The following is a 16906-nucleotide window of genomic DNA, read 5'->3' on the forward strand; positions in this document are numbered from 1 at the left end:
GTTAGTTTCCTCCAGTCACTCGTTTGAGTTCGCCCAGCACGCTGGCGTAATCCGAAAACTTCGTTCCATAATCGATCTTCGGTCGACCGATGACGATTGTTTCAATGCCCATTTCCAGTGCCGCTTCCACCTTTTCGTCAAAAGCGCCTACCTTGCCGCTCTCCTTGGTGATCATCAGCGTAACACCATAATGATCGTAGAGCGCTTTGTTCAGCTCCTTGGAAAAAGGGCCTTGCATCGCGACGATGTTTTTTTGCTCGACACCGAGCTCTTCGCATTTTTGCATATTGTCAAGACGGGGGAGCATTCGGGCGACCACCGTAGTATCAGGCAGGCCCAACAGACGATCCGTGAACGTTTTCAGCGTCTTGCTTCCTGTCGTCAGCATGATGACGCCACGCTTTTCAGCCGCCAGCTCAGCCGCCTGGACATAGTCTTCTACTACAATCAGCTTCTCGCTGCCCGGTGAGGAGAGGCTTTCCCGCTCGTAGCGAATGTAGGGGACTCCCGCGCCCTGTGCTCCTGCCATGGCGTTTTTGGAGGCTTCCTCTGCGAAGGGGTGACTCGCGTCGACTACGCATTGGACGGCTCTGTCTTGGATCAGCTGCTGGATATCGGCGGCGGTCAGGCGTCCGACCTGAACGGGCACGTCCGCCTCCTCCAAACTTTTCGCAGCATTGTCAGTGACGACCGTCGTCAACAGCTCGTAGCCCTCGTCTTTAATTTGCAAAGCCAACTCGCGCGCGTCGCTCGTTCCAGCCAGTACCAGAATCATGCTGTCTCCCTCCTACTTGGTAACGTGATCGTGCTTGTGATCATGCTTGTGGTCATGATCGTGGTCGTGGTCGTGATCATGGTCGTGATCATGGTCGTGATGATGATGGTGGTGACCATGGTGGTGGTGATGTCCATGCTCGTCATCATGGTGGTGATGGTGATGATCGATGTGCTCCATCGCTGCCAGCCTGTACTGACAGGTATCGCAATTCAGCTTCACTTCACCCTGCAACGCTTCCACCACACGATCCTTGAGCACTTCTTTCAATAACGGATGGAAGCCAAAATACTCGGCCATTTCGAACTGGGCTTCTGGATATTGCTCACGGAACTTCTCCAGCTGGTCGCTCATCCGTTTAATCAACACACCCGTGAACAGGAAGTACGGCAAGAGAACGATGCGTTTCGCACCCAGCTTCAGGCAACGCTCAACGCCCTCGTCGTACAGTGGATACGTTACGCCCATAAAGGCAGTCTCTACCCACTTCGCTTTGTAGCGCTCCCAGAACAGTCGGGACATTTTGTAAATATCGCTATTGGCATCTGCATCGCTGCTGCCGCGTCCGATTACGAGTACAGCCAGATCATCATGGTCTTCCCCGGAGGCAAAGCCTGCCTCCTCCATGCGAGCACTCAAAATATTGATGACCTCGTCGTGGATGCCGATCGGGCGTCCGTAGATGAACTGAACGTGTGGATGCAGCTCCTTCGCCTCGTCGATGGCTGCTGGAATATGAATTTTCGCATGTCCGGCAGAGAACAGGATGATCGGAATCACCGCCACGCGGGTTGCACCCCGTGCCACGCATGTATTCAAGCCTTGCAGCATGTCAGGACGGGCAAACTCCAGAAAGCACGTCTCGATAATCGGTACATCCAAGTCCGGTGTTAGCGTCGCCACAAACTGGCGAATCTCTTCATTGCCTTCCGGATCTTTGCTTCCATGACCTACAAATAATACTGCGTCCATTTTATGTCCCCCTCGTTTTTAGTGGTGTTCTTGCATTAATCTCCGCATGCAGCATTCTCGATTTCAGCTTTGGCTGGCTCGTACCATGCAAAGCCCTCCAGCTCACCTACACGTTGGAAAAACTTGTGGAACCGCTCGTTCGGAAATGCTTCTTTTTTGAATCGGTCCACGATTCGCTCCACGAGTGGAACAATCTCTTCTTTTCCGATGCCTTCTGCTACTGGAATACCGGAGTGTGCATTGCGTCCCACCGTTTTTGCACCCAGGAATAAATCGAACGCTCCTTTGCGGAATACGATCCCGATATCCTCTTGAACCGCGCCATAGCACGCCATCCCGCAGCCGTTGAAGCCGATCTTTAGTTCCTTCGGCATTTCTTTTCCACCCAACTTTTGGTGCAGCTCGTCGGCATAAGGGATGCTGTCTTTTTTCTCGCCGTCGCAGAAATCACACGCTTTTACCTGCAAAACGTCTCCGATCGGGCTGAGAATCAATCCAAGCTCTCGTAAGCGGCTAGTGATGCTGTCAGGATTGGCAGTCGGCACGCGTAAAATCATTTGGTGGTGTGGAGTGTATTCGATCTCGCCTTTTTCTCCAGCCACTTCGGCAATCGTCATCATTTGCAGCGGCGTGATTTTTTTGTTGGCGACACCCGGACTTACCGCGCATTCAAAAATCATCTCTGGTGTAAAGGTAGACACCGGGCGATTGACCTGTCCTACAGCTGGCTTGGTTTCAATGCCTTTCGCCGCATTGATAGCCGTCAACGCTTCCATGGCCCATGCAAAAGGAGCTTTTGGTGCGGCTTCTTCTGTTACAGGCGGTGCTTCCAGTACTGCCGTGCTTGTTGCTACACGATTTGCTGGTTCTGTAGCAGGTACTCTATCCTCGGTAACGGCTACTGGTCTTTCTGTGTTCGGTGTTGCTGGTGTTGACGGAGCTGACGCGAGGCTCTCCTCGGAGGCCTCGAGCGACCAAGGCTCATTTTCTACACGCAGACGCTGATGCGGCTTCAGTGGCTGCTCATCGGCAGACAGCGTGTACTTGCGCTGGTAACCGCGTGGCGTAATCATTTTGCCGTCGTATACAAACGTCGATGTATTTCCGATAATCACGGTGGTCAACATGCCGATATCATGCTCTAGCATTTGCGCCAAAGTCGTCACGACAACCGTTTCACGTTCCCGATAAGCACTTTTCACGATACCGACTGGCGTATCTGGTGAGCGGTACTGCAAAAGAATGCGTTGCGCTTCAACAATCTGGCGGGTACGTCGTCCGCTGCGCGGGTTGTACAACGCGATGACAAAGTCAGCCATCCCTGCGGCGTCAATCCGTTTGGCAATCAGTTCCCACGGCGTCAAGTGATCACTCAGACTAATTGTGCATGCGTCGTGCATGATAGGCGCACCGAGGATTGCCCCACAGGAATTGATCGCCGAGATGCCCGGTACGATTTCGATTGGTACGCCAGTGGCTTCTGTCCATCCTTTTTCTACCAACACCTCGTATACGAGACCTGCCATCCCGTAAACACCTGAGTCTCCACTGGAAATGACCGCTACCTTTTTGCCTTCCTCTTCCGCCTGACGAACGGCTTCCCGTGCACGCGTCACTTCTTCCGTCATCCCTGTGCTGACGATTTGCTGATTCGTCAAAAGTCCGCGGATCAAATCTACGTAGGTGGAATAGCCGATAATGACATCGGCCTCCTGCAGGGCTTCCCGCGCCCGCTTAGTGATATGCTCAAAACTTCCTGGACCAAATCCGATCACAAACAACTTGCCGCTCATAAGGCCCCTCCCCTTTTCGCTTCCTGTTTATATTAAAATCGATATCATCACACTAACGAGCAGACATAAGAGCGAAACGAGATACATCAAACGAATCGTCGCGACAATATCACTTGCCTGCAAAGGTCGTTTCGCATCTCCCATTTTTGCCCGATTCGATGCAACACCTTGGTAATAATTCAGTCCCCCGAGCTGCACGCCTAATGCACCAGCGACTCCAGCTTCCGGCAAACCGCTGTTTGGACTCGGATGCAAGTGCGCATCTCTTCTGATCTTTGCCCAGCACTGCTTCCAATCTAATCGCTGTAGCCAGCTTGCCGCGACGAGCAACAAAGCCGTCAAACGGGCAGGTATGTAGTTCAGTACATCGTCAAAGCGGGCAGACGCCCAGCCGAGATTCAGATACTTCTCGTTTTTATAGCCAACCATGGAATCGAGGGTGTTGGCGGCACGGTACGCCATTGCCAACGGTGCTCCCCCAATCGCTGCGAAAATCAGCGGAGAGACAATCGCATCGACGATGTTTTCCGCCACGGTTTCTACCGCTCCCCGACATACCTCCGGTTCATCTAGCCGCTCTGTATCGCGTCCGACTACCATGGACAAGGAGCGTCTCGCCGCTTCCATTTCTCCAGCCACAAGATGACGGGCAATCTCCATCCCGGCATCGGCCAAGCCTTTTGTCGCAATCGTCGTGGAAATCAACCAGGCACCCAAGACCCAGGCAAGCACCGGATGGATGAACGTCGCTCCCCATAAAAGCAGCCAAACGACAGCGTAGCTGCCTCCAACGATCACGAGCGGGAACAGGGCTCCTGCCAGCTTCAAATGCGCCTCCTCTTTGACGAGAAAACGTATGACCCGCTCCAAACGTGCAATCCACCAGCCCATGATGATCACGGGATGCGGCAGGCTCCGGGGGTCTCCTACCACCCGATCAATCAAGTAGGCCGCGCATAATATCCATACTTCTGTCATGTTGTCCCTCTCTTACTCTCTAGCGGTTGTAGCATCCAGCTCTGCCCTTCCACGCCCAAGCATTCCGCTACCAGAGCCTTCCCATGCTTAACGCCATCGACCTGCCAATATCGATCAGGATTGTTTTGGAGCCACACGGCCTGGAACCAGCGGATTACACCACCATGTGTGACGATGACGACTGTATCGGATGCCTCCTCCTTGCTCGCTCTCTGCAACAAAGAACGTAGCCAACGATCCACGCGCATCCCCAGCTCTTCCAGACTCTCCCCATGTGGAGGCCGATTTCGAAAAGGATCGTCGTACCACCTTGTGGCTCGCACAGGGTCCGACAGCATCAGCTCGTCGTAGGTCATCAGCTCCCACTCGCCAAAAGACAGCTCTCGGAGTGCTGGCTCCGAAATAACCGATAGCCCCCAAGCAGCTGCGAGTGGTTCGGCAGTCTGCATGCATCTGAGCAGGTCGCTCGAGTAAATCGCAGCGGGTCGCCCGATGAGCACTGGTAATTCCTTGGCCAAATCACTCGCGTGCAGATACCCGCGCTCATTCAAAGGAACGTCGCTATGCCCCAAATATCGCTGCTCACGATTGCTGTCTGTCTCCCCGTGACGTATCCAAATCAGCTTCATAACCACCAGCTCCCGACTAACACCAAGAGAACGACCGCTTCACCGCTTTCAATAACAGCCCCGTAACAGTCTCCATTTAAACCACCCAGTTTTTTTGCAACCGAGCGTGAAAACCATAGAGCGAACAATAGCGACAGGAAAATAGCTGTCATGACCTGCAAGCCTCCAAGATACCATCCTGCGACAAACATGATGATGTAGCTCACGATGATAGAGGATACGGAAAGCCCGGCACTGATGCCTTTTCCGATTCCTTTGTCCGCCGAAAGATACGGCCAGAGCTTGATCGACAAAAGCACATGGGTCCGCGCTGCTACTGGCGCTACGATCAAAAAGCTGCCCCATCCCGGATGTGCGAGCTCTGCGACTCCACCCGCCTTGATCAGCAACAGCATAATCGCAGCAAGCACGCCCATCGCACCTACGCGGCTGTCCTTCATAATCGTAAGGATTTGCTCTCTCGGTCTGCTGCTGCCAAGACCGTCCGCGAGATCCATCCACCCATCCATATGAAGACCACCAGTCACGTATACCCATGCGACCAGCGTCAAAATAGCGGCGATCCATGGACTAAACAACACCAGTCCTGCCTGATGCACACCCCATAACAATAAACCGATGATCAAACCAACTGCGGGATACCAGTTGACGCTTTTTCTCCACGCCTCCTCGGAAGGACGAAGCCACGGAACCGGAATACGCGTAAAAAACGAGATCGCGTGTAAAAATGCATTCATCCCTTGATCCTCCACGGTATCCCCGACAAAACAGCATAGACGGCGTCCGCTTGTCGCGCACTTCTCTGATTGACGTCGCCCAGCACATCCGCGAACCATCTGCCCAAACGACTCAAGGCTACACCGCCCAATCCGACCTCGCTTGTGACAGCAATGACTTTTTGCGGGGAATTGTGAACGAGGGACAGCCATGCCTCTGCCTCCTGCAGCAGGGCTTGCGTATGCGAAGCACTTCTCCATTCCGACTCATCCACGCTCATCAATCGATTACTCACCCAGGTGGACAGACAATCTATCAACACCACACCATACTGCTCACTTAATGCGTGGTAATCGGTTAATCGCTCTCCTACCTCCACACAGCCCCATTCCAGCGGACGACGTGCCTGATGCAACTCGATTCTCTGCTTCATTTCATCATCCCAAGCCTTGCCTGTCGCCACGTACAGGACTCGACTGCCGAACGTCATCGCAAGCTCTTCCGCGTAGCGGCTTTTTCCTGAACGGACACCGCCTGTTACCAGCACCAAGCTCATCGCTGTTCACTTCCTTCCGCATGGACCTCGCGGAGCGCTGCCAGAAGTCTTTCATTTTCCTCTCGTCCACGCACTGCGATTCTCACATCATGCGCCGTCAAACCGGGATACATCGCACAATTGCGGATCAGAACGCCTTTTTTGCCGAGCCGTGCCTGCAATTGTTCGGCTGGCAATCCTTCTGGCGAGCGCAGCAGCAAAAAGTTTGCCTCCGAAGGCCATACATGCCAGCCCAACTCACTACGGATGGAATCAGTCAAATATGCACGTTCTGTTTTGATAAGCCTGCGCGTCTGTTCCTCGTATACCTGCTCCCGCAAGCACAGTTCTCCTGCCAAAAGAGCCAGTGCATTCACACTCCAGCTCACTTGCTTTTGGCGCATTTTCGCAATAACATCCGGATGTGCAATCGCATAGCCCAGGCGCAATCCCGGGATCGCGTACATTTTCGTCATCGAACGCATCAAAATCACACGGGGAAAGTGCTCCAGCTGCGTCGCCAATGTATACTGCCGCTCTTCCTGCACGAAATCGAGGAAAGCCTCATCCACGATGAGCCACGTGTTGGTCTCTTTCGTCCATTCCGCCATTTGGCGCAGCTCATCCGGTTGATACAGGATTCCCGTCGGATTGTTTGGCGACCCGACGAATACGAGATCAGACTGCGTAAAAAGCGTGTACAGCTCTGCAGCATCGGGCTTGTACCCGTTCGCTTCCTTCCCGAAGCAGCCAATGACACGGGCTCCATACTGCTTGGAAAGTTGCGCGTATTCCGAAAAGCAAGGATATACCACACCAACCGTTTGCGGCGAAAGACCGAGAATGGCCAGTGCCATCGCCTCCGCTGCACCATTGGCAGGCAGCAACCATTCCTCTGGCATTTGCAGCCGTTTCGCCAGCGCACGACGAAACACGCGATGTCCAGGGTCTGGGTAATGCGCTACAGCAGATAGCGACGCCAGCAGCATCTCACGAACGCTTGCCGGCATCCCCAGCGGATTTATATTGGCACTGTAATCCAATAACTGCCCGGGCTCTCGACCAAAGCGCTGTGCTGCCGTCAGCAAGTCTCCGCCATGACCGTACGTCTCTATTACACCTGCGCTTGTCAAAACTCTACCCCCAGCACAGCTGGAATCCCTTCATCGTAGTAATGCTTGATTGGCTTCATCTCTGTCACCAAATCTGCGATGTCCAAAATCTCCTGCTTTGCTGCCCGTCCCGTAATCACGAGGTGAATATGACTTGGCCTATTTTGAATCGCTTCCAATACATCGGACAATGGCAACACATCATCAATCGGGAAGCGGTCAATCGCCAATGCATTATTTAGCTCATCCAAAATGACGACATCGTACGCTCCGGAAGAAAGCTTTTCGCTCGCAAACGCCCAAGCTTCTTTCAATGCCTGACGATGCTCCTCCGGTGTCTTCGTCCAGGTGAAGCCGACGCCCATCTGCACAATTTCAATGCCCAATTTATCGAAAATAATCTTTTCTCCGTATGTACGCTCCGGCGACTTGATGAATTGAACCATCAGCACCTTTTTTCCGCGCCCTGTCGCCCGCACAGCCAATCCGACTGCTGCCGTCGTTTTACCTTTGCCGTCTCCTGTGTAAACGAGGGTCAAGCCCCGCTTCTTATCGTTTTTCTCCATCGTGACCACCTCAAAAAGTGACGTATTTTACTCCGCTGTTTTATCCATACTTTCCGAAGCAACAAAACGGTCATGACCGTTTTGTTGACCGCAAGCGGTCGCATCCACTTTTATGAAAAACGTCGAGACGTTTTTCACAAAAAAAAGCGCTCTGTTTCCCCCAGTACGTAAGGAAAAACAAAGCGCGGATAGTTGAAAAGCAACAATCCTCACCTCTTCCTTTGACCCGAAGGAAATCAGTGTAAACATAAAACAGGCAGGTCTCCTGGCTTGAGGATCATCGCTCTTCTTCTCCTTCCCGCTCCCGGATGGGCAGTGGATGGCATGGTGCCTTGAAGAACAGCTACTCTCTTACAGTGGCGGGACCGCGTTGGTTTTTCACCAAACTTCCCTTTTAACCTTGCTCCTGCGAATCGGTTTCGCAAAAACAAGGACCTGTTTCTCTTCCATATGTAAATGTCATTCGTTTCGTTGACAAGCACTTGCTTTAATAATAGCAAAAGCTACCGAGGATTCAAGCAAAAGCTGCCGATTCCTCGCAGGCGTCTATTGGCAGAAAATTTAAGATAATCACCGTTTACTTACCTGAAAATTTCCGTTACCCTATTGGCAAAACTATCGAAAGGGATGTGATAGTCATGCTATTTTCTCCGATTCCAAAAATACCAGACATGGTCCTGCCCAGCCCACTGCCGATCAAGGAATGCGACGAACCGATGATCCCCCTCTCTTCCCTTTCGGAACAAGTCACGGTCTATCCAGCCTACTACCACGAGGGCTATGCCGGAACACAGCCAGAAGCCTTTTTGCGAGAAGGGGCTGCACGCAGGCTCGCCACCGCAGCCTCCCAACTGCCTGTTGGCTACAAGCTCGTCGTGCTGGACGGCTGGCGCTCGTTTGAAGTACAGGCGTCCTTATATGAACGTTTCCGTGAAGCCTTGCTTTTACAAGGCTGGCAGGAAGGACCCGCCCTCACGGAAGAATTGAGCAAATTCGTCGCTTATCCAACAACAGACCTCTCCAAACCGTCCCCACACTTATCCGGCGGTGCAGTGGATCTGACTATCGCAGGGCCTGATGGCTGGCTGGAGATGGGGACAGACTTCGATGATTTCAGTGAAAGGGCTGCAACTCGCTATTATGAAGAGCTGACACTGTCTAAGCAAAAAGACATTGATATTCGAGATAATCGCCGACTGCTCTATCATTTGATAGCCGCTGCCGGATTCGTCAACTATCCGAAAGAATGGTGGCATTTCGAATACGGAACACGCACTTGGGGACAAAGAACGCAGCAAGAACCGATCTATGGCGGAGTTTTGTCGATGTAACCACAAATACTCAAGCAGGGCATGAGCCCGGTCGATCCCGTACTCATGCCCTGATGGACTCCCACTCTTCACACTCAACAAATTCCTGTACCGCTTAGGTCACTGGTATTTCAGAAGATGCTGCTGATACCAAAAGGCTTTTGTTGTATTCAGGCGACAATACAATATTTGTATAAGTTCCGCGACCTGACACATAGTGATAGGAATGCTCGACGCCTGCCGGGATAAAAATAGCCGCTGGACTCTCAACAGTCTTCTCTTCTTCACCGAGTTGAACATGACACATCAGACCAGTACCATCAGGTGCATCTCCCCAAAAGAGGAAGGCACTGTCACAATGATGCGCATGTCTGTCTACATGCTTTTCAGGAATACCGGACAAATCGCCTAATTCAAATATCCTTTGGATCACATAAAATGAGGCTCGCTCATCCACACGCGAATCCATCATAACCCAACGTATCCCTGGACCGTCACGATGATACTGTAGCTCTGAAGCACCTTTGGGAAACGGCTTTCCTACCTGTAAGGAAACAGGCAGCTTTGGGGTTCCTATTGGAGGACGCTTTTCTTCGAGAAGCCGTGTTCTTCCAATTGTTTCGGGAGGAAATGGCTCATACGCTTTGGAATTTTTCTTTACGGCTTGGACATGGTAAGCCGATGTATGTGTAAAGGCATTTTGCCCAGTAATAGGGCGCAGTTCGTCCGGTCTATACCCTGTCGTCAGACGTATCGCTTGTACAAGCTCGGGAATTTTATCCAAAGAATAACGCTGATCATTTCGCAGCTTTTGCAATGCAACCGTAAGCTGGATCAAGTCAGTAATGCCAGCTCTTTCACCGATCCCTAAAATTGTCGTATCAATGACAGAAGCGCCTGCATCAATAGCCGCCAGCGCATTCGCTTGAGCAAGACCGAAATCATTATGAAGATGAACTTCAATTTCGCAACCAAATTCCTCAATGGCACGAGTTACGATTTTTTTGCATGTATCAGGCTCCCATATCCCGACAGTATCTGCCAAACTAACGCGATCTGCGCCTGCCTGCAAAGCAACATGACCTAAGCTGGATATCTTTTCCCACTCTGTCCGTGAAGCGTCTTCAATCGTGAATCGAACCTGTAAGCCAAGCTTTTTTGCTTCGATAACAGCTTGTTGGACTTTCTCTTTTACATAGCTTTCCTGGTGGTGACTGAATTTGGTTTGGATAGACACATCATTAATGGAAGCCCATATCCCCACCCAGTCTGCTTTCGCGCGCTTTACTGCATGGACTTCTTCAACAGTAGCTCTCGCATGCATTAATATTTGCGCTCGTCTTGCCGATTGAGCCACTTTTCGGCAGATTTCTTCATCCAGGGCAGAAATTCCAGGATGGCCCACTTCTATGAGGTCTATATGATAGCTTTCCAGGAGATGCAGTATGCGAATCTTGTCTTCGCATGTGAAGCGAACGCCTGCTTGCTGCTCTCCTTCTCGCAGCGTTGCATCCAAAATTTGAAACGACTTCATTTCCAGCACATCCTTACGGGTTTACTTACTTTTTCAGGAATTCGTCTGTTTCACGCAAGAGTTGATCACGATTTTTTTCATACAACACCCAATGTGTGGCATCTTTGATAACCACTTCTTGTTTTGCAGATGCATTGGTCAGTTTATGGAAGAGGGACTTATCGGCAAAAAAGTCCAGATCTCCTCGAATGATCAACACTGGCGTCGTAATTTTCGTTGCATCAAAAATGGGTTTGTCCGTCCAGATGTAATACAGATCTACCAAGGGTCCCATTGGACGGCGGATCGATTGTTCAGGCTGCTTGCTGCTGTTAGGATCAGAGTTTACAAAGACCTTGGATACAGCATTCATTGCCTCATCAGAAACCAGATCACGCTTATCTAGCATCATGTGCCAATGGTGCATGGCCTTGTCAAACTGGACAACCTGGTACGCTGGTAAATTGGGATTAATTTCACCTGGCTTCCCTTTTGATTCAAATGGAGTTGCCATCAAAGGTAAGGAAAAACCATGCATAACACCATAAAGTACGAGTTTTTCAATTTCATCGGAATGTTCCGTCGCGTACATTCCTGCAACAACTCCACCCCATGACCATCCTACAATACTGACTTTTTCGACTTGCCGCGTTTGCTTGATGTGCTGTACCACAGCCTCCAAATCTTTTACCGCCTCAGTGGCACGGACGACAGGAGCATTCTTTACAGGCGGTTGATCCATTTCAACTGGTCGGGTAGAATGCCCAAACCCTCGGAAGTCCATCGCCCATGTGTCGTAACCTTTCTTTGCGTATTCCTCCATCCAGGAGTATCCCGGAACATCAAATGCTTGGGCAGTAGGTACGCTAAATGGTTCAAGAAACAATACAACCTCATTGTTGGTGTACTTTTCCTTGTTTTTGGCACTCATATGCCTCACATATAAGGAGACGTCCTGGTCAATACTTGGCACTTTCAGCTCTTCCGTTACGACCTCACTGGTGGATTCCACTACTGATTGAGCTTGTGTTGTACTATTTTGATTAGGGGAAGTAGGAGTTGAACACCCTTGAACAAGCAGCCCTAAAGATAGGACTAGCATAAGAAAATGATTTTTCATTTGATGATTGAGATTCATAGTTTGGCACTTCTTTCAAATTAGATTTAGAGGGTGCTAGAAATTGAAGATTCTCGACAGCAACGCAATGCATCCAGCTGCAATGATTAAGCCTGCGGGCAGCCCATTAGTCAGTAGTACTGCCAAAAGTGTTCCAAGTGTTACGCCTATGAAAACAACCGGTTGATCTGGCAAAATACTTAAGCCTTTTCCCCCGACATAAGAGATGATAAAACCTGCTAAAATGGCTATCATTGCTTTCCAACTGACCATTTCCTTGCCAAGGGAGATGAAATCATATTTTCCTTTGGCAATCGGAATCAACAAGAATACCATTAGACAAAACAGACCCATATGGAACATTGGTTTTTGGATTGCATCCATGACAGGCACTGCTTTTAGCAAAGATAATCCGAGCAGCAAGAGGGAAGCGTAGACGAGAACCATATCCTTTGCCACGAATGACAAAAGAGCGATTACCAGTAAGATAATGGTGGTAGGCAACATAGGAGTCCTTATAGTAGCGTGTTATCCCAGCTTCCCTCTGCCGGGGTTTCCACCTGTACCATTTGGACGGAAGCTAAATTGACTTTGACTAGATTGGGAGCAACGGCTGGCAATAGGTCTGGTCTCTGAATGATTAGTTTGAATGCCTCAAAGCTAGCCAATACGCCGACGATATTCGCTACCGGAGCAAGCACTGCCCATGGAGCCTCTCCCTTTACATAGGCATCTGCCCATTCAGGCAAAGCCCCTTGCGAGACGGAATACTTTGCACGCTCGTCTTTGATCTGATTAATTTTTTTACGCATCTCTGGCGTGAGAGGCTGTTGATAGGAAGGGTGTCTCATGGCGACCTCATAGGGCATGGAGTCGGGTGTCATGCACATGACTCCTCCCCGGAAAGGTGGTGTTACTGCAATCCAGATGGAGGGAATACCCATATCAGCTGCTGTTCTATGGATGATTACCCGTGCAACCAGATTATCCGTAGCATCTACAATCACATCTGTATCACCCAGCAGATCACGTGCATTTTCTTCGGTAACAAACTCCCTTGTTACCTTTACTTCCAGCTCTGGATTGATATCGTGAAGTATTTCCTTCGCTACTTCCGCCTTTGGAGAGTTGATTTTGCTGACAAAGCTGAGCATTTGGCGATTGAGATTACTTTCCTCAAACGAGTCTTGATCGATGACATGAAGCTTCCCTACACCCATCCGGGCGAGTTGAATCAATGTGATTCCTCCTACGCCGCCTGCCCCTACCACCGTTACTCTAGCATTACGCAGTTTGGCTTGCTCCTCACTCGTAATGATTCCGAAATTGCGGGTAAAACTGTTGTTATATAATTGGCTATTTTCTATCAATGGCATGCGATCATCTCCTTTGTTCTTTCAAAATCGTTATAATGTTGCATAGTTCCACGTTCCCTCAGGGGGAGTTGTCACTTTTACCGGTGTGTCCGTATCTAGATTAATGAGAACGCCTTTGGGTGCACGTGCCAACGGTTCTCTGCCCGTTAAGATTTGCACGGCTTCATGAAAGCTGAAAAGCGCTATGAGATGGGCACGAACCGGTGTAATAATCCAGCCAGCCTTTCCCTCACAAAAATCCTCAGCCCATTCCTTTGGAGCTCCTTCTTTGACAGAGTGCCAAGCCCTGGCTTTTTTTATGTCGGCAATCTCTTGGCGTAACGCTTCATTGGTCAGCTTCTCCCCTGCTCCTGGAATGTTCAATGCTGTTTCGTACGAGATGCCATCTGGAAAAAAGGAAGAGACAAATCCGCGGGTTGGGGGGCTTCCTGACATACCCACGCTTGGTATGCCCAGCTCACGCGCGGTCCGGTGGATGATGACGCGGGAGGGGATATCGTCCACAGCTTCAATCACCAGATCATGCCCCTTCATCAGTTCAAGCACATTGTCTTCATCAACATTTGCTTGGACGCATCGAACAGATATGTATGGGTTAATGGATGGAAGAACGTCTTCAGCCGTCGCCGCTTTTGGTTTACCCAATGAATGTACCGTAGCCAGCATCTGACGATTGATGTTAGAAACCTCGAATTCATCAGGATCTACTCCAGTGACATGCCCGATCCCCATGCGGGCGCAAAGAATCGCTTCCATCCCCCCAACCCCGCCAAGTCCAAATATGATGACCTTTCCGTCCTTTAAGCGTTTTTGTTCCTCAGTGGTATACACGCCAATATTTTTCTTGACCATTTCCCAATAAAACGAATCCGCTTCCACTTCTTTTTCCCCCTCTTTCCAAATTGGATTGACCAATTACATTTGACATTATAGAGTTCCAGTTACTAGCAAAAAAATAGCTCATTCTGACTATTAATTGGGTTTTATTTGAAATTTTCATGAACAAAGGAGAAAAATTTCCAACTAGAATAGACAAAATAAAAAGGCTTGAGTCCGGTACAATACCGAACCCAAGCCTTACACTCCCCTAACCTTACTGCATAAAATTCGCCATGATGATCTCCGTATCAAACGGCGTAATCCCTTCCTCCAAGGAAAATACCGTATCTGCCTCTTCAGCTTGATTAATCAGCGTCCCTCTCGCCTGTGCATGAAGCATGAACAACTCATGCAGGGTAGTCTTCACCAACGAGGTGAGCGCTCTTCCCATCAGCTCCACCCCTCCGGCATTGGACTCCACATTGTTGGCAAACCGCGGATCGGAATTCAGGGCGATATCCGTCCAAATCACTTTTCTCTCCATGAGATCCAGAATGACCGGGATACAAATCTGCGTGTTTGCGGCGAGATCAATCTTGTCCTGTACCGTCTGCGGCTCGAAAATTTCTCCTGTTTGTGGCGCCGACCGAATCATCCAGCCTGCGTAGCATTCAGGCAAATCGCAAAAAGGCTGACTCGTAAACGAATACAGGTTCATAACGACATATCGACCGCCATAGCGGATGACAGATTCAATGTCGATGTCGATGAATTCGCACGCGCCTTCGGGAGCCTCCACAATATCCCCGCTATGGTACGCTTGGTACTTGTCGGAACGTAGATTGGTATAAGAAATATGCTCCATGTACTTCCAGTCTTTGTTATAGAGTACGGCAGACAAATCGATATCGACTCTGCCTGTAGGGACATCGTTGACGATCCCTTCCCTCCACCACAGGAAAAAGCGAATCGTTCCTCCATCCGGGATCGATAGACGGGAGCCGCGTGTAATCGTGCGCAATGCCTTGCTGGCGGATCGCATCGAAAACGGAACGAGATGCTCCTGTAGCCGCGGATCGATATAGACGTTACCCAGCGACGGCAATTGGGCAAAACGGTTCAACAATGATTTCCGGCAAATATCTCCTGCTTTCTTTCTGATGTCCTCTTGCAAGCCTGGCACTCGGTTTTCGATTGCCTGTACTTTCGCCACTTGCCCTTTCGGAAAAAAGGTCCGCCATTCCCCGTAGCTGTCCCGTTTGTCGAAGTGATTCATGACTTGCAAAAGAACTGGAGTCGATACACCATCCGCAATTTTCTCGAAGGCAGTAAGGACTGGACTCCCCTGCTCCGTCAAACGCAACAAATGATCCAGACGACGAGCAAATTCCCCTGGACGCTGTTCGAGCAGCTTGATCGCCGTATTCACATCCGCACGGACCAGCGCCTGCTCCACTTGACTATTGAACGTCTCGACCTTGTGATTGTTGCGCAAAATATCGAATGCTTCGGCCGCTTTCGGATAGCGATCCTTATATTCAAATGGGTGCAAAATTTCCCCGAGACGAATCCATCTGTTTTTGTAACGATTCATGTCTTCTACGATATTCGAGCTAGCTTCCAGCAAGCCAAGGAGCAGCCTTCTTTCCCCGCGTTTGAACTTGCGAAATTTTGCAGGTTTTGCCAAGCTCACATCCCCGTCAGACAACGCCACCGCCAGACGCAATACATCTGTCGCAGTCTTGAAGTAATTAGCAAAAAAGGTTGCAGGAAGCTTGTCATACTTGAGTAACAGGCTAGCAGCGATCGCCACGTTTTCCTTTTGAGGAATCTCTGCTGGCAGAGCTTCTGCGACTCCTTCATAGGCCTGAATCAAGCCCTCCAAGTCTTCCCTGTCAGTAGCGGACAACGAGCTATTGGCGCGCAGCAAGTTCATTCCTACCTGTAGCAGCTCTTCATCTGTGCCCAAATGAATCAGCTTCAGGCGAGATTCTCTTAGCAAAGGCAAACGTTTTTTCACTTCGTGCACAGGAAGGTCCAACGTCAAGTAATGAATGATCGCATTTACAAACAGCTCACCCTCGCTAGCCTCCATGACTTGCTTAGGAAAATTCGGATACATCGGCTTGTACTGGCAGGATGACCCGGTCTTTTCCTTGAGTACAGTTACCACATCCGAATAGAGCGCAAAAAACTCGCCTTCCGACAGCGTCCGAATTCTTTCAAGCAATTCCAGTGAAAAGGTATAGCCCAAGCTCTCTATATTGCGCAAAGCCGCAGCTAAATAAGAGGTAGGCAGTTCATGCTGCCCCTGCTGTACGATAATTTTATTTTTCCGGCGAAGGTAGATTTGATTTTTCATTGGCATCACGAAAAAAATCAGGAAAGCAGTACTCCTACTGGTGAACCAAACCGTTAGCTCAGAAAGAAGGTGTACAAACCTGACTTTTTATTCCTTTTTGTATTTTTTACCCATCTTACTTCAACTTTGTCAGATGGTAAAGCTCTCCTCCTCGAGGAACGAAACATAAACCCGTCGCTTCTCGCCACCTGTTGCAAAACAGCCCCACAACACTTCTGATATACCAACTAATTGATTCTCCTTATCATTTGTGCCCAATGGACTGGAAGCCGCTAGACATAAACAAAGGCCGCATGATCGCTTGCACAGGATCATACGGCCTTTTTCATTTT

General features: G+C 50.1%; 17 protein-coding genes and 1 riboswitch. Of the genes, 1 reads left to right on the plus strand and 16 read right to left on the minus strand.

From position 1 onward, the window contains the following. Nucleotide 1: 1 nt before the first annotated feature. The 10 genes from cobK to E8L90_RS29945 form a co-directional block, all read right to left on the minus strand. Entirely contained in the window at nt 2–775 is a 774-nt protein-coding gene (gene cobK, locus E8L90_RS16650; RefSeq protein WP_137030394.1) for a precorrin-6A reductase, read from the minus strand. A gap of 12 nt (nt 776–787) precedes the next feature. Further along, the gene (locus tag E8L90_RS16655) at nt 788–1747 is read right to left on the minus strand and encodes a sirohydrochlorin chelatase (RefSeq protein WP_137030396.1); all 960 of its coding nucleotides are present in this window, start codon (nt 1745–1747) and stop codon (nt 788–790) included. Between the two features lie 35 nt (nt 1748–1782). After that, nucleotides 1783–3540, minus strand: coding sequence for a precorrin-3B C(17)-methyltransferase (gene cobJ / locus E8L90_RS16660; protein WP_137030398.1), 1758 nt, complete (start codon nt 3538–3540; stop codon nt 1783–1785). Between the two features lie 27 nt (nt 3541–3567). Beyond that, entirely contained in the window at nt 3568–4518 is a 951-nt protein-coding gene (gene cbiB, locus E8L90_RS16665) for an adenosylcobinamide-phosphate synthase CbiB (protein ID WP_137030400.1), read from the minus strand. Then, nucleotides 4515–5147: a histidine phosphatase family protein gene (locus E8L90_RS16670; protein ID WP_137030401.1), complete on the minus strand. Its 633-nt coding sequence runs from the start codon at nt 5145–5147 to the stop codon at nt 4515–4517. The genes cbiB and E8L90_RS16670 overlap by 4 nt, the downstream gene beginning before the upstream one ends. Continuing rightward, a complete protein-coding gene (gene cobS / locus E8L90_RS16675) occupies nt 5144–5884 on the minus strand; it encodes an adenosylcobinamide-GDP ribazoletransferase (RefSeq protein WP_137030403.1) in 741 nt (246 codons plus the stop codon). Before cobS ends, E8L90_RS16670 begins: the two co-directional genes overlap by 4 nt. Then, the gene (cobU, locus tag E8L90_RS16680; RefSeq protein ID WP_137030405.1) at nt 5881–6420 is read right to left on the minus strand and encodes a bifunctional adenosylcobinamide kinase/adenosylcobinamide-phosphate guanylyltransferase; all 540 of its coding nucleotides are present in this window, start codon (nt 6418–6420) and stop codon (nt 5881–5883) included. The genes cobS and cobU overlap by 4 nt, the downstream gene beginning before the upstream one ends. Beyond that, complete coding sequence (gene cobD, locus E8L90_RS16685; protein WP_137030406.1) at nt 6417–7532, minus strand: threonine-phosphate decarboxylase CobD; 1116 nt, start codon at nt 7530–7532, stop codon at nt 6417–6419. Before cobD ends, cobU begins: the two co-directional genes overlap by 4 nt. Further along, complete coding sequence (gene cobO, locus E8L90_RS16690; RefSeq protein WP_017247397.1) at nt 7529–8077, minus strand: cob(I)yrinic acid a,c-diamide adenosyltransferase; 549 nt, start codon at nt 8075–8077, stop codon at nt 7529–7531. Before cobO ends, cobD begins: the two co-directional genes overlap by 4 nt. Before the next feature lie 27 nt (nt 8078–8104). Continuing rightward, nucleotides 8105–8326, minus strand: coding sequence for a hypothetical protein (locus E8L90_RS29945; protein ID WP_162309014.1), 222 nt, complete (start codon nt 8324–8326; stop codon nt 8105–8107). Next, nucleotides 8316–8531, minus strand: a riboswitch (cobalamin riboswitch). (Overlaps the previous gene by 11 nt.) A 184-nt stretch (nt 8532–8715) precedes the next feature. Between E8L90_RS29945 and E8L90_RS16695 the strand changes: the two genes are divergently transcribed. Next, nucleotides 8716–9408, plus strand: a complete 693-nt coding sequence (locus E8L90_RS16695) for a M15 family metallopeptidase (RefSeq protein ID WP_137030408.1) — start codon at nt 8716–8718, stop codon at nt 9406–9408. 94 nt (nt 9409–9502) lie between these two features. On the opposite strand, the gene E8L90_RS16700 is transcribed toward E8L90_RS16695, so the two are convergent. The 6 genes from E8L90_RS16700 to E8L90_RS16725 all read right to left on the minus strand — a co-directional run bounded on the left by E8L90_RS16700 (nt 9503) and on the right by E8L90_RS16725 (nt 16574). Further along, on the minus strand, nt 9503–10921 hold the full coding sequence (locus tag E8L90_RS16700; RefSeq protein ID WP_137030410.1) for a LeuA family protein: 1419 nt from the start codon (nt 10919–10921) through the stop codon (nt 9503–9505). A 25-nt stretch (nt 10922–10946) separates the two neighbouring features. Continuing rightward, the gene (locus E8L90_RS16705) at nt 10947–12038 is read right to left on the minus strand and encodes an alpha/beta hydrolase (protein WP_137030411.1); all 1092 of its coding nucleotides are present in this window, start codon (nt 12036–12038) and stop codon (nt 10947–10949) included. 36 nt (nt 12039–12074) lie between these two features. After that, on the minus strand, nt 12075–12524 hold the full coding sequence (locus E8L90_RS16710; RefSeq protein WP_137030413.1) for a DUF441 domain-containing protein: 450 nt from the start codon (nt 12522–12524) through the stop codon (nt 12075–12077). 8 nt (nt 12525–12532) lie between these two features. After that, nucleotides 12533–13393, minus strand: coding sequence for a HesA/MoeB/ThiF family protein (locus E8L90_RS16715; RefSeq protein WP_137030415.1), 861 nt, complete (start codon nt 13391–13393; stop codon nt 12533–12535). A 30-nt stretch (nt 13394–13423) separates the two neighbouring features. Beyond that, nucleotides 13424–14272: a HesA/MoeB/ThiF family protein gene (locus E8L90_RS16720; protein ID WP_137030417.1), complete on the minus strand. Its 849-nt coding sequence runs from the start codon at nt 14270–14272 to the stop codon at nt 13424–13426. A 214-nt stretch (nt 14273–14486) separates the two neighbouring features. After that, the gene (locus E8L90_RS16725) at nt 14487–16574 is read right to left on the minus strand and encodes a TerD family protein (protein ID WP_137030418.1); all 2088 of its coding nucleotides are present in this window, start codon (nt 16572–16574) and stop codon (nt 14487–14489) included. Nucleotides 16575–16906 lie beyond the last annotated feature (332 nt).

This window comes from Brevibacillus antibioticus (assembly GCF_005217615.1).
Lineage (GTDB): Bacteria > Bacillota > Bacilli > Brevibacillales > Brevibacillaceae > Brevibacillus > Brevibacillus antibioticus.